The following is a 13,139-nucleotide window of genomic DNA, read 5'->3' as shown; positions in this document are numbered from 1 at the left end:
GCGGCCACCGACCTAAAGTCGGGTTCGTCCATCCGACCTCGAACGCCAGGCACCTCCAGGTAGCGTCAGCAGGGTCGAACCACCAACCGCCTCACCGCAAGTCACCACCGTTCGAACCACCAACGCCGCCTTAGCCAGCCGCTCAGGCGACGCGCTCTTTGCCTCCTTTCTGTCGCTCGGACAGAAAGGAGGTCGCCGGCTACGCCGGCGAAACAGCCACGCCCGCCAAGCACGACAAACCAAGAACCGACGGATGCGGCGAGCGCTGAATCAACGCCGGCGCCGGCGCCGCCGCAAGTAGGTCTTGCGCCGGCCGCCCACGACGGCCCCGCGTCCGACGCAGCGCGCGCCGCCCACGCACCGCCCCGGCTCAACCAACCCCCAGCACCCACTCCGCCAGCTTCTTCGCATCGTCTTCTCCCAGGTTGCCATGCGGCGGCATGGGAATCCTGCCCCAGGCCCCCTTGCCGCCCTCCCGTATCTTCTTCGCCAGCGACGCGGCGGCCTGGCTGTCGCCCTTGTAGCGCGCCGCCACCTCGGCAAACCCAGGGCCCACCACCTTCGACTGCATGCCGTGGCAGGAAAAGCAGCCGCTCTTGTCGGCCAGCGCCTGCATCTCCGCCGTCGTGGCGGCCAGCGCCGCGCCCGGCAACATCGCGCCAACCGCCGCCAGCGCCATCCATTCTTTCTTCATACCTGTATCCCGATCCGATGCTGTGGCGATCGTGCCCCGCGCGCGCGGGGCCGTGCCGCCGTTGTTTCGCTCAGCTCTTATGCAGCTTGAACACCCACACTGAGCCGCCCTGCTCCAGGAAATTCACGCGCTTGGCGACCTCGCCGCCCCACAGCGGCACCGCGCCGCCCCAGCCCGAGACCACCGCGACGAACTGCTCGCCGTTCTCTTCCCACGTGACCGGCGGCGCGACCACGCCGCTGCCGGTCTGGAACTGCCACAGTTCCTTGCCGGTCCTGGCGTCGGCGGCCTTCAGATAGCCTTCCGGCGTGCCCCAGAACACCAGCCCGCCGGCGGTGGTCATGGCGCCGCCCCACAGCGGCGCGCCGTTCTTGACCTCCCAGACGATCTTGCCGGTCTTGGGATTGATCGCGCGCAACGAGCCGATGTAGTCCTCGTTGAGCGGCTGGATGGTGAAGCCCGCGCCCAGGAACGCGGCGCCCTTCTTGTAGCTGATGGGCTCGTTCCAGATGTCCATGCCCCACTCGTTGGCGGGCACGTAGAACAGGCCAGTCTGCGGGCTGTAGGCCATCGGCTGCTGGTTCTTACCGCCCAGGAAACCGGGCGCCGCAAACACCGACTTACCCTTCTTCTCGCCGTTGGCGGCGGCCGGGTCGCCGGGGCGGCCCTCGGCGACGTAGTTCGGGCGGCCACTCTTCAGGTCGATGCCGGTGGCCCAGGTGATCTTCCTGACGAAGGGGAAGGCGTTGACCAGCTTGCCGCTGCTGGCATCGTTGACGTAGAAGAAGCCGTTGCGGTCGGCCTTGCCGCCCATGCGTTTGCCGTCCAGGTCGAAGGTGACGAACTCGTTCACGCCGTCGAAGTCCCAGCCGTCGTTCGGCGTGTTCTGGTAGTGCCAGACGATCTTGCCGGTGGCGGGATCGAGCGCGACGGTCGACGCGGAGTAGAGATTGTCGCCCTTGCGGATATGGCTGTTCCACGGGCCGGGATTGCCGGTGCCGAAGTAGGCCAGGCCGGTCGCCGGGTCATAGGTGCCGCCCAGCCACGTGGCCGCGCCGCCGGTCTTCCACGTCTCGCCGGGCCAGCTGGCGTTCTGGGTGCCGGTCATGCCGATCTCGGTCTTGTTGCCGTCCTTGTCGTACTTGTAGCCCATATGGCCTTCGACCACCGGCCGCGACCACACCAGCTGCCCGGTCCTGGCATCGCGCGCGTCGACGCGGCCGACCACGCCGAACTCGCCACCCGAGATGCCGGTCAGCACCAGGCCCTTTACGACCAGCGGCGCAGCCGTGTACGAATAGCCGGCCGCGTAGTCCTCCAGCTTTTCCTTCCACACCACCTTGCCGCTGTTCTGGTCCAGCGCTACCAATTGCGCGTCGAGCGTGCCGAAGATCACCAGGTTGTCGTACAGCGCCGCGCCGCGGTTGACCACGTCGCAGCACGGCATGATGCCTTCGGGCAGGCGGTGCTCGTACTTCCACAGCTTGCGCCCGGTCTTCACATCGAGCGCATAGATGCGCGAATACGAGGCGGTGACGAACATCTTGCCGTCGTGGATCAGCGGCTGCGATTCCTGCCCACGCTGCTTCTCGCCGCCGAACGAGAACGACCACGCCGGCACCAGCCGGCCCACGTTCTTCGTATTGATGCGCGCCAGCGTGGAATAGCGCTGGCCCTGCGGGCCCATGCCCCACGACAGCACGTCGCCGGGGCTCTTCGCATCGTTCTCGATCATGGCGTCGCTGACCGCCGCCTGCGCGGCAACGCTCGCCGCGGCGGCCGCGATTGCCACGACCGCCAGCCCTACTCGTAACGTCCTCATTGCCATCTCCTCTCTTGTTTTCGATTTCGCTGGTGCGCCACTGCGCCACACACCAGCACGCAAATGGCAAATCCCATGCCAGTGGGACGGGGCCCGATCACGCGGCCTGCAGGCCCGCCGCACGCTAGCGGCCCGCGCCAGCGTGCAACACTGCGTTGCAGCTGCGCCAGAATTGAACAGAGCCATCGTCGTTCCCGCGCAGGCGGGAACCCAGTGACTTTTAAAGACGCTGGATTCCCGCCTGCGCGGGAATGACAGTAGTGTTTGATACCTTAGCTGGAAGGCATTGCAGCCGATGCCGGCGCCTTCACCGCGCCAGCGCGGCTTCCTCGTGCGCCGGGTAGAGATGGATCACGTTGCGCAGATATTCGGCGGGCATCGCGCCCCAGCGCGCATAGGGCTCGGGCACCGGCATGGCCATCACCTCGGCCAGGTCGCGCCCCTGCGCCGCGGCCTCGCGCAGGCGCGTGTCGAGCCATTGCAGGTAGGCGCGCGTCTGCGCGATGGCCTCCGTACCGCCCAGCGCGGGGCCGTGGCTCGGCACCAGCAGGCGCGCCCCGCTCTGCGCCATCAGCGCCTCAAGCCGCGCCAGGCTGTCCAGCCAGCGACCGATATGCGCGTGCGGCGTGGTCGGGATGCGCTCGCGGAACACAAGCCCACCGGCGAAGACAATGCCGGCGTCGCGGTCCAGCAGCACCAGGTCGGCATCGGTATGGCCTTCCAGGCGGATCAGTTCCAGCGTGCGGCGGCCAATCGTGCGGACGCCGGGTGCCAGCGTGTGGACAGGCGGCGCGGGCTCGGTGCCGCGCATCCAGTCGCCGCACAGGCGGTAGAGGTTGTCGGCATAGGCGGCGCCCTCGCGGCGTGCGCCGTCGATGGTGGCGGGCAGCGCGCTGGCGCCCACGTCGGCATAGGCCTGGTTGCCGAAGAAGTAATCGGGATGCAGGTTCAGGTTCAGCACCAGCCGTACCGGCGCGCCGGTCAGCGCGGCGATGGCGCGGCGCTGCTGCTCGCCGTACTCGCGCGACGGGCCGGTATTGATCACCACCACGCCGTCGCCGGTGTCGATGAAGGAGGTATTGATGATGTTGCAGCCATTGGCCGGCGCGAAGTCGGCATTGGCGCCTTCCAGCAGCCACACGCCGGCGGCGATCTCGCGCGGGGCCAGGCGGTAGTCGGGCGGCTGCGGGGGCGCCGCGAAGACCGCAGCAGTAGCCAGCCAAAGCAACAACGACGGCAATACGCGCTTCATGGCGACACCCGCGCCGCGATGCGGTTACCGTTGTTGTCGTGGCCGGCCACGGTCATGCCCGGCATCACCGCCTCGCGCAGGTCGAACGAGAAAATCGGATTCTCGGCGACGGGCTCGTGCGGGGTCAGCCGCAACAGCGGCTGCCGCGCCGCGTCGGCCAGCACCAGGGTCTCGAGATGGAACGCCGGGATGCCGGCGACCAGGCCGGTGTCCATCGGGTGCATCACGCGCAGCCGCACGCGCGCGCCGGCCTGGCCGGGGCCCTGACCCAGGCCAGGGAACACGCGCGCCTCGACCCGGTTGAGGGTGCGGCTCCAGCTGCCGTCGCGGCGGGTCGCACCCGGCACGGTGCAGCCACCGCCGCCGGCGTCGACCCACGTGCTGCCGACATGCCAGATGCCGTCGCGCGTGCGCGCCGCCACCCGCACCGGCGAGGCCTGCTCCAGCTTGAAGCGGAACGACAGCGACGGCCGCACCCGCAGCGGCTCGAACGCCAGCACCGGGCGGATCGGGTTGCGGTCCACCGCCACCACGATGCGCTCGACCTCGCCCAGCGCCGACGCGTCGAAGGCGATCGGCACGCGCATCGGGTCCTCCGCAAAGGCCGGCCCGGTGACGCGCACGCGGCTGTCGAACACCACCGGGCCCTGCTGCAGCAGCTCCTTGTGGATCCAGGCCCATTGCGGCGACTGCATCGGATCGCTGTGCGCGATCGCGGCACCGGTGCCGGGCGCGGCTGACACCGTGGCGCCGGCCAGCCCCAGCCATGCCAGCGCCAGCAGCGCCATGCCCTGCCGGCGGCCGGTCATGCCGGCGCCCCGCGGCGCGCCATGCCGCGCTGCGGGTCGTAGCCGCGCAGCGCCAGCGCGAAGCACACCACCGCGCTGGCCGCGACGATGGCCAGGCTTTGCGGCGCCAGCTGCCCGTACAGCGCGAAGCGGATCGCCTCGACCGCATGCGTGAACGGGTTCAGCCGCGCCAGCTGGTACACCGCCTCGGCGCCCGACTCCTGCAGGCGCCACAGCGGATACAGCGCCGAGCTGATGAAGAACATCGGGAAGATGACGAAGTTCATGGTGCCGGCAAAGTTCTCCAGCTGGCGCACATGGACCGACAGCAGCAGGCCAAGCGCGCCCAGCATCAGCGCCGCCAGCGTCATCGCGCCCAGGCCGGCCAGCAAGTGCAGCGGCGCGAAGCGGATGCCGAAGCCCGCCGCCACCAGCAGGAACGCCGCCATCTGCAGCAGCGACAGCAGCGTGCCCGCCGCCAGCTTGCAGCCCAGCAGCCAGCCGCGCGGCAGCGGCGCGGTCAGCAGCAGCCGCATCACGCCCATCTCGCGGTCGTACACCATCGCCAGCGACGACTGCATGCCGTTGAACAGCGCGATCATGCCCAGCAGCCCGGGCGCGACATAGACCTGGTATTCGATGTAGCTGTCGTACGGCGGCGCGATCGCGACGCCCAGCGCATTCTGGAAGCCCGCGGCGAACACCAGCAGCCACAGCAGCGGGCGCACCAGCGACGACAGCAGCCGCCCGGGCTGGCCCAGGTACTTGCGCAGCTCGCGGCCGCAGACCGCGCGCAGCGCGCGCCAGCGATGGCGCATCAACGGTGGCAGGGAGGCGGGCGTGGTCATGGAGTCAGGTCGGGGCGCGGCACGCGGTGTCGGCTTCGTCGGCGCCCAGCGTGTCGAGGTTGTTCTTCGGATGCAGCACGCCTTCGACCGGCGCGGTGCCGATCACGCCGTCGGGGTGCGCCAGCATCAGCGGCTGGCGCAGCTGGCGGTCCCAGCGCCGGAACGACAGCGGCGGGCCCTTGAAGCCGTCCACCACCACTTGCCCCGCGGCCAGCGCCTGCGCCTGCGCGGAAAAGCCAGCGGGCTGCCTCACCACGCTCTCGGCAATGGCCTTGACCGCGACCCACGCGGCCCAGTCGTAACCGGTCATCGGCCGGCCCGCGGCGCGCGCGAAGCGCCGGTTGAGCTGCGGCCCGCCGTTGCGCTCCCAGGCCCAGTGCCAGGCCTGCGCGCCCAGCCCGCTGGCGCCCACCACCGGGCGCGGCAACTGCGTGGCGTAGGGCAGGCCGCGCGCGAATTCGCCGTCGGCGTCGGCCACCACCACCACGTCGTAGTCCGCGCCACTGGTGAGCAGCCTGACATTGGCCTGGTCGCGCTCGCGCGGATCGTTGGACAGCCGGAACGCGCGCTGCGCCGTCCACGCGATGCCGAAGCGCCGCGCGGCGCCCAGCAACGCCTCGCGCTGCGCGGCGTCGGCCGCGGACTGGCCGCTCAGCAGCAGCGCGCGGCGCCACTTGCGCGCGGCCAGGTACTGCATCAGCGCGTCGGCGCGCATGCGCTGGCTGGGCAGCGTATGCAGCAGCACCGGCGCGCAGCCGGCGCCGCGCAGCGCATCGTCGTCGGCGGAGACATTGAACAGCAGCGCCTCGCCCGGCCTGACCGCGCCCGCGGCGGCCCTGACCGAAGCCGGCGGCAGGTCGAGCAGGATAAAGCGCGTGCCCTGGCGCGCCAGCGCCGCGACCAGCGTGGCCACCTCGGCTTCGTTGCGGGCCTGCTGCGCCTCGACCCGGAGCGACTGGCCCGCGGCCTCCAGCGCAAAGCGCGCTTCCGCCGCCGCCACCTGCGCGCCGTCGAGCGCGCTGCCCTGCGGCTGGTCGGGATAGCGCTGCGCCAGGCGCCGCGGCGCGTGGCGGGCATCGTCGGCCAGCGACACCACCGCCACGCGCACCTCGGCGGCGTGCAGCGGGCCCGACAGCGCTACCGCAAGCGTGAAGGCCAGCACCGCCAGCGCCCGCTCAGTCATCGATCGCCACCGAATGCGGTACGCGGCCCGCCTTGAGCGTGGCCACCGCCTTGCGGCTGGCGGTGTCGACCACGCTGACATCGTCGGACAGCCCGTTGGCGACGTAGAGCCGGGCGTTGTCGCGGCTCAGCGCCAGCCCCCAGGCGCGCCGCCCCACCAGCACGTAGTCCTGCACGCGGCGCGACGCCACCTCCACCACTGCGACATGGTTGGCGCGGCCCAGCCCGATATAGGCGTGGCTGCCGTCGCTGCGCACCGCCATCCCGACCGGCGTCACGTCCTCGGCGCGCATGCCGCGCGGCGCGAAGGCGATGGTCTGGACCACCTCCAGCGTATCGGTGCGGATCACGCTGACGCTGGCCGACAATTCGTTTGAGACCCAGAGCTCCTTGCCGCCGCGCACCAGCAGCAGCCGGCGCGGCCGGTTGCCGACGCGGATATTGCGCACCACCTTGCGCGTGGCGACGTCGACCACATGGACCAGGTTGGCCACTTCGGAAGCCACGTACACCTGCCGTCCGTCCGCGCTGACCCTGACGCCCTCCGGTTCTTCGCCCACGCCGACCGCGAACACGCGCTTGCCGGAGCCGGTGTCGTAGGCCGACAGCAGCGCGTCCTCTTCATTCGACACGTAGAGCGTGCGGCCGTCCTGGCTGAGGTCGAACAATTCGGGGTCGTCTCCGACCGGCAGCGACGCCACGGTCTTGCGCGTGCCGACGTCGACCACGTCGACGCGGTGGTCGTCGCTGCAGGCCACGTACAGCCGCGCGCGGTCCGGCGACAGCTGCAGGTGGCGCGGCCGCCGGCACTGGCGCCACGACGCCAGCTGCTGGCCGCTGCCGGAGGCGTAGGCGGTCAGCGCGTCGTCCTTTTCGCTGGAGACAAAGACCTGGCCGGTGGCGACGCGCGCGGGGCTGCCCTGGCTACCCTGCGCGCCTTCGGCCAGGCCGGCGGCAACCAGCAACGCGGTGGCGATCAGCCAGGCGCCGGCGAGCCAGGCGGGGGATGGCATCGGCTTCATGCGGTGAGCTCCGTTTGCGCCGCGCGGATGACCGACGGCGTCATGGCAAGAAATGCGTCTTCCAGCGTCGCGGCCGCGGTGACGCCCAGCAGCGCGGCCGGGGTGCCGTCGAAACGCACCGCGCCGCGGTCGAGCACGATCACGCGGTCGGCCTGCTCCACCTCCTGCACCAGGTGGGTGGCCCACAGCACGCCGGCGCCGGCGTGCCGCGCCAGCCGCCGGGTCTCCGCCAGCAGCTGCACGCGCGAGGCCGGGTCCAGCCCCACCGTCGGCTCGTCCAGCAGCAGCATGGCCGGTTCATGCAGCAGCGCGCGCGCCAGCTCGACCTTGCGCCGGCTGCCGCCCGACAGCTCGCGCACCGGCGCTTGCGCGCGCGGCGCCAGGCCGAAGGCCTGCAGCAGGCGCGCGATCCGCTGCGCCGCCTCGCGCCGCGGCAGGCCATGCAGGTCGGCATGGAAGCGCAGGTTGGCCAGCACCGGCAGGTCCAGGTCGATGGCGGGCTGCTGGAACACGATGCCCAGCTGCGCCAGCGCGCGCACGGGCTCGCGCCGCATGTCGCAGCCCATCACCATGACCTGTCCGGCATCGGCGACGAACAGGCCGCTGAGGATCTGGAACATCGTGGTCTTGCCCGCGCCGTTAGGCCCCAGCAGCGCCACGAACTCGCCGCGCCGCACGCACAGCGAGACCCCGTCGAGCGCGACGCGCCCGCCGAACGCCTTGCGCACGGCGTCGCAAGCGAGCACCGGCGCTTCCTGCATTGGCAGCGCGTTCATAGCTGCTCCTTCGCCCGTGCCGTGCCCGCACGCCGGGCAAAGCTGCGTTCCGTGTCCCAGGCCTGGCGCAGGAAGGCTTCGTATTGCGCGGTGCCGAGGTAGGTCAGCTCCTGGTCGTAGCGGGCCAGCTCGGCAAGATGGCGCGGCTGATGCATGGCGACGCGGAACGCGTCGTGCAGCCGCCGGACGATGGCCGCATCGGTGCCGCGCGGCACGCCGATGCCGTAGGGCGAGTTGTGGACCGCGTCAGCGAAGCCCAGCTCGGCCACGGTCGGCACTTCGGGCCAGCGCGCCGAACGCTGCGCGCTGAACACCGCCAAGAGGCGCAGCTTGCCGGCCTCGACGAAGGGCGCGAAGCCGGTGGAATTGACCCCCGCCATCAGCGAGCCGTTGGCCACCGCCAGCATCTGGTCGGCGGTGCCGTGGTACGGCACGTGCAGGTAGCGCACGCCGCTGCGGCCCAGCACATCCTCCATCGCCAGGTGCGCGGTGGTGCCGATGCCGGTCGAGCCCACGGTCAGCTGGCCCGGATGCGCGCGGCCCCAGGCGATCAGCTCGCGCAGCGAGCGCCACGGACTGTCGGCGGGCACCACGATGCCGAAGGTATAGCCCGAGATCATCAGCACCGGCTGGATATCGCGCAGCGGCTGCCACGCGGTCTTCTGCTGGTGCGGGAACCGGTACACCGTCAGCGGCAGCTGGCCGATGGTGTAGCCGTCCGGGCGCGCTGCGGCGAGCAGCCCGCCCACCAGCGTGCCGCCGGCGCCGGGCCGGTTCTCCACCACGATCGGCTGCCCCAGCTCACGCCCGGCGAGCTCGGCCAGGATGCGCATCGAGATATCGGTGGCGCCGCCGGCCGGCCACGGCACCACCAGCGTGACCGGACGCGACGGATAAGCGGCTGCGCCCTCGGCCCGCGCGCAGCCAGCCGGCAACAGGCCGAGGCATATCGACAGCAGGCAGGCAAGGCAACGGAACATGGCAAAGCACCGGACCGGATTGGGATGCGGTGTGACAGAGCAAGGCCGATACCATGTGCGATGCAACACGGCATGCCGCATCCCCGCGCACCTTGCCGGGCCGGCGCTGCACGACTGCCGGCCGCCGCCTCGCAGCGACGCGTGCTGCGAGGCGGCGCGCGGCATTGTGCCGTGATGGAACACTGGCCCGCAGGCGGCAACGCCCCATTGTCCTGTTTTGTGACAGGGCGCAGGCCCACGCTGCTGCCCGGTACGAAAACTGCTGAAGCCCCGCCCACAGGCGCGGTCCGATGCAGGCATGCGCCGCTATCCCGAGGAGACCGACCATGCCAGCCATCCCGCGCCCTGCACCGCCAGGCCAGCGGCCATCCCGACTTCCACGCGCCGTCGCAGCCCGCCCGTGCCGCCGCGCCGCGGTGCTGTCCGCGCTGATCACGCTGCTGTGCCAGCGCGCCGCTGTGGCGCAACAGGACACTATTGCGCCAAACCAGGACAGTACGCTGTTGCCCGAAGTGCTGGTGGTGGCCGCCGCGCCGCTGCCCGGCATCGGCGTCGCCAGCGACCTGGTGCCCTACACCGTGCAGACCGTGCGCGGCAGCGAGCTCGGCGGCGCGCGCGCCGGCAACCTGGCCGACTACCTGAACCGTCATCTCGCCGGCGTCAACGTCAACGACATCCAGGGCAGCCCGTTCCAGACCGACATCACCTACCGCGGCTTCCGCGCGTCGTCGATCCCTGGCGTGCCGCAGGGGCTGTCGGTGTACCTGGACGGCATCCGCGTCAACGAGCCCTTTGGCGACGTGGTGAGCTGGGACATGATCCCGGAGGCGGCGCTGGCGAGCGCGTCGCTGATATCCAGCGCCAACCCCGCCTACGGCCTCAACACGCTCGGCGGGGCGCTCGCCATGACCACGCGTTCCGGGCTGGACTCGCCCGGCTTCACCGCCGACCTGTCCTACGGCAGCCAGGCGCGCAAGCGCGCCGACCTGTCCGGCGGCGTGCGCAGCGACAGCGGCTGGCATGCGTTCGCCGCCGGCACGCTGTTCCAGGAGCATGGCTGGCGTGACCATTCCGACGGTCGGCTCGGCAACATCTTTGCCAAGGGGGGCTACGCCGGTGACAGCAGCAGCTGGGACGTCTCGCTGCTGCATGGACGCAGCACGCTGACCGGTAATGGTCTGGTGCCCAGCTATAGCGCCGGCGACGGTGGCACGGTGCCCGAGCTGTACCAGTCCAACCGGCGCGCGGTCTACACCTATCCCGACCAGACCCGCAACCTGGTCACGCAGGCCGCGCTCAACGGCCGCCACTGGTTCGACGACAAGACCAGCGCCGCAGCGCTGGTTTATGTGCGCAACAGCCGCCGCGACACCGCCAACGGCGACGTCAACCCGGACTACGAGGCCTATGCCGAAAACTGCGAGGACGGTTTCGACGCCGACGGCAGCCCGCGCGGCGACGACTGCCGCATGACCCGCGCCGAAGGCGCGGCGCTGCACCCGGCGGTCCTCAACACCAGCCATATGCGGCAGCAGACCGTCGGCATGGCGCTGAGCCTGGCGCGCGAGACCGAACGCCACGTCATCAATGCCGGCGTGACGCTCGACCGCAGCCGCCTCACCTATTCGCAATACGCACAGCCCGGCAGCTTCACCGGCGACCGCGGCGTGGTTGCCGATCCCGCCGCGGCCAACGCCCTGTTCTCCGGCGTCAGCGGCAACGCGCGCACGCTGGGGCTGTACCTGTCCGATACCTGGTCGCTGACGCCCACCACCTTCCTGACCGCGTCGGCGCGCTGGAACCACGTCTCCGTCAGCAATACGCTGCGCAACAGCGACGGCAGCGAGCAGCCGCGCGAGAGTTTTACCTATCGCCGCCTGAACCCGGCGCTGGGGCTGGCGCAGAAGCTGGGCGGCGGGGTTACGGTGTTCGGCGGCTATGCGCAGAACAACCGCGTACCGACCGTGCTCGAGCTCGGCTGCGCCGACCCGGAGCGGCCCTGCCGGCTGCCAGCGGGCCTGCAGGCCGATCCCTACCTGAAGCAGGTGGTGTCGCATTCGTTCGAGGCCGGCCTGCGCTGGCAGCCGCGCCAGCACACCGAGGTCACGGCGTCGCTCTATCGCATCGACAACCACGACGACATCCTGTTCGTGCGCGCACCGAATACGCAGCTCGGCTACTTCGCCAACTTCGACCGCACCCGCAACCAGGGGCTCGACCTCGCCGCGCGCCATCGCCTCGGCCCCGTCACGCTGCGGCTGGCCTACAGCTACCTGCAGGCCACCTACCAGTCCGCCGGCGCGCTGGCCGCCGGCGAACGCACTATCGACATCCGCCCGGGCATGCGCATGGCAGGACTGCCGCGCCATACGCTCAAGCTGGGCGCGGACTGGCAGGCGCTGGCCGGGCTGGTGCTGGGCGCCGACCTGGTGGCGGTGTCGGGCTCGGTCTCCAGCGGCAACGAGGACGGGCTGCGCAGCGACCCGCAGGCAGGGGAAGCGCCGCAGGCCGCCGACTGGCGCACGCCCGGCTACGCCACCATCAACCTGCGCGCGGCGTATCAGGTCAGCAAGCGCGTCGAAATCTATGCGCGCGTGGCCAACCTGCTGGACCGGCGCTACGAGACCTACGGTCAGATTGCCAACGACGTGTTTCCCGGCGGCAGCCTGGTGCGCCCCCACGTCGCCCCGGGCGATGCCGCCAGCGCGCTGTTCGTGGCGCCGGGAGCGCCGCGCAGTGTCTGGCTGGGTGTGGTGTTCCGGATGTAGCGCCCGTAGCTTGCCATCCCGGCGCCGCCGTCCTCACGATTCCTTACAGACAACGGCGCTGGCACAATCTATTCTCCTGTCGCAAACGGAATCCCCCACAACAAGGAGAATTGCAATGAAATCCGTCCTGGCCCTTCTGGTTGCGTGCAGCGCGCTGCTCGGCGGCTGCGTGGTCGCCCCCTATGACACCTACGGCGGCGGCCCGCAGGGCTGCCCGCCGGGGCAGGCCAAGAAAGGCAACTGCCGCGTCGACGCGTACGGCAACGAGTCGTTCTGCCCGCCGGGCCAGGCCAAGAAGGGCCGCTGCTAAGCCGGTGCGGGGCCGGCGCCGGCGTGCCGGCATCCCGACCGGTTGCGCCGGGCGGGCTGGCAGCCGGACAATGGCGGCTGCGGACATTCCCTCTTGCAGGAGCGCGCCATGCCATCCCGGTCCCTGCCCCGCCGTCACCTCGTCCTCTTTTGCATAGCCGCCCTGCTCGGCGCCTGTGCCATGCTGCAGCCGGAGCAGACCGGCCAGCAGATGATAGGCAGCCCTGAAAGTGCAGTGCGCCAGACTTTCGGGCCACCCACCGAAACCCACCGCCTGGCCGACGGTACCACCCGCTGGCTGTGGTCGACGCAGCCCTTCGGCCATGCGGTTTACGCCGCCGATTTCGATACCGCGGGCAGGCTGACCCGCTACCGCCAGATGCTGACCGAGGCCGAGATCTATCGCGCCCGGATCGGGGTCTGGACCAAGCAGGACGTGCAGCAGCATTTCGGCTTGCCGCGCGAGCCGGTGCAGTATTACCCGCTGATGCAGCGCGAAGCCTGGTCCTGGCGCATGTACAAGGACGGCCTGCAGACGGCGCACTTCAGCTGCTACTTCGACAACGCCGGCGTGCTGCGCCAGACCATGATCATCGTCGATCCGCTCGGCGGCGACGCGCGCCGCGCGCGCTGACGCTGGCGCCGAGCGCGCCGCCGGTGCCAATGCCGGCAGCAGGGGCTCCCCGGCCCGTTCACCG

The 13,139-nt window shown here is 70.8% G+C and carries 12 protein-coding genes; 3 read left to right on the top strand and 9 right to left on the bottom strand.

Features of this window, described 5'->3' with window-relative positions:
- Positions 1-370: 370 nt before the first annotated feature.
- The 9 genes from ACEI37_RS09580 to ACEI37_RS09540 form a co-directional block, all read right to left on the bottom strand.
- A complete protein-coding gene (locus tag ACEI37_RS09580) occupies positions 371-694 on the bottom strand; it encodes a c-type cytochrome (protein WP_373376490.1) in 324 nt (107 codons plus the stop codon).
- Positions 695-764: 70 nt separating this feature from the next.
- Positions 765-2,516 carry a PQQ-dependent methanol/ethanol family dehydrogenase gene (locus ACEI37_RS09575; RefSeq protein WP_373376489.1) on the bottom strand — a complete coding sequence of 584 codons (1,752 nt, stop codon included), beginning with the start codon at positions 2,514-2,516 and terminating at the stop codon, positions 765-767.
- 307 nt (positions 2,517-2,823) lie between these two features.
- Positions 2,824-3,768, bottom strand: coding sequence for a quinoprotein relay system zinc metallohydrolase 1 (locus tag ACEI37_RS09570; protein WP_373376488.1), 945 nt, complete (start codon positions 3,766-3,768; stop codon positions 2,824-2,826).
- A complete protein-coding gene (locus ACEI37_RS09565) occupies positions 3,765-4,577 on the bottom strand; it encodes a quinoprotein dehydrogenase-associated SoxYZ-like carrier (protein WP_373376487.1) in 813 nt (270 codons plus the stop codon). Before ACEI37_RS09565 ends, ACEI37_RS09570 begins: the two co-directional genes overlap by 4 nt.
- Positions 4,574-5,404, bottom strand: coding sequence for an ABC transporter permease (locus ACEI37_RS09560; protein ID WP_373376486.1), 831 nt, complete (start codon positions 5,402-5,404; stop codon positions 4,574-4,576). Before ACEI37_RS09560 ends, ACEI37_RS09565 begins: the two co-directional genes overlap by 4 nt.
- A gap of 4 nt (positions 5,405-5,408) precedes the next feature.
- Positions 5,409-6,587 (bottom strand): ABC transporter substrate-binding protein, encoded by a 1,179-nt coding sequence (locus tag ACEI37_RS09555; RefSeq protein ID WP_373376485.1) that lies wholly within the window; start codon positions 6,585-6,587, stop codon positions 5,409-5,411.
- A complete protein-coding gene (locus ACEI37_RS09550) occupies positions 6,580-7,608 on the bottom strand; it encodes a PQQ-dependent catabolism-associated beta-propeller protein (RefSeq protein WP_373376484.1) in 1,029 nt (342 codons plus the stop codon). The genes ACEI37_RS09555 and ACEI37_RS09550 overlap by 8 nt, the downstream gene beginning before the upstream one ends.
- Entirely contained in the window at positions 7,605-8,384 is a 780-nt protein-coding gene (locus tag ACEI37_RS09545) for an ABC transporter ATP-binding protein (RefSeq protein WP_373376483.1), read from the bottom strand. The genes ACEI37_RS09550 and ACEI37_RS09545 overlap by 4 nt, the downstream gene beginning before the upstream one ends.
- Positions 8,381-9,364: a tripartite tricarboxylate transporter substrate binding protein gene (locus ACEI37_RS09540; protein ID WP_373376482.1), complete on the bottom strand. Its 984-nt coding sequence runs from the start codon at positions 9,362-9,364 to the stop codon at positions 8,381-8,383. Before ACEI37_RS09540 ends, ACEI37_RS09545 begins: the two co-directional genes overlap by 4 nt.
- A 326-nt stretch (positions 9,365-9,690) precedes the next feature.
- Here ACEI37_RS09540 and ACEI37_RS09535 point away from each other — a divergent pair, with 326 nt between their 5' ends.
- The 3 genes from ACEI37_RS09535 (at position 9,691) to ACEI37_RS09525 (ending at position 13,075) form a co-directional block, all read left to right on the top strand.
- On the top strand, positions 9,691-12,132 hold the full coding sequence (locus tag ACEI37_RS09535; protein WP_373376481.1) for a TonB-dependent receptor: 2,442 nt from the start codon (positions 9,691-9,693) through the stop codon (positions 12,130-12,132).
- A 115-nt stretch (positions 12,133-12,247) separates the two neighbouring features.
- Positions 12,248-12,442, top strand: a complete 195-nt coding sequence (locus tag ACEI37_RS09530; RefSeq protein ID WP_062802722.1) for a hypothetical protein — start codon at positions 12,248-12,250, stop codon at positions 12,440-12,442.
- Between the two features lie 108 nt (positions 12,443-12,550).
- The gene (locus ACEI37_RS09525; protein ID WP_373377744.1) at positions 12,551-13,075 is read left to right on the top strand and encodes a hypothetical protein; all 525 of its coding nucleotides are present in this window, start codon (positions 12,551-12,553) and stop codon (positions 13,073-13,075) included.
- Positions 13,076-13,139 lie beyond the last annotated feature (64 nt).

Origin of the sequence: Cupriavidus nantongensis, from assembly GCF_041726985.1 — a bacterium.
Lineage (GTDB): Bacteria > Pseudomonadota > Gammaproteobacteria > Burkholderiales > Burkholderiaceae > Cupriavidus > Cupriavidus nantongensis_A.
This window is presented reverse-complemented; position numbering and strand designations above follow the sequence as displayed.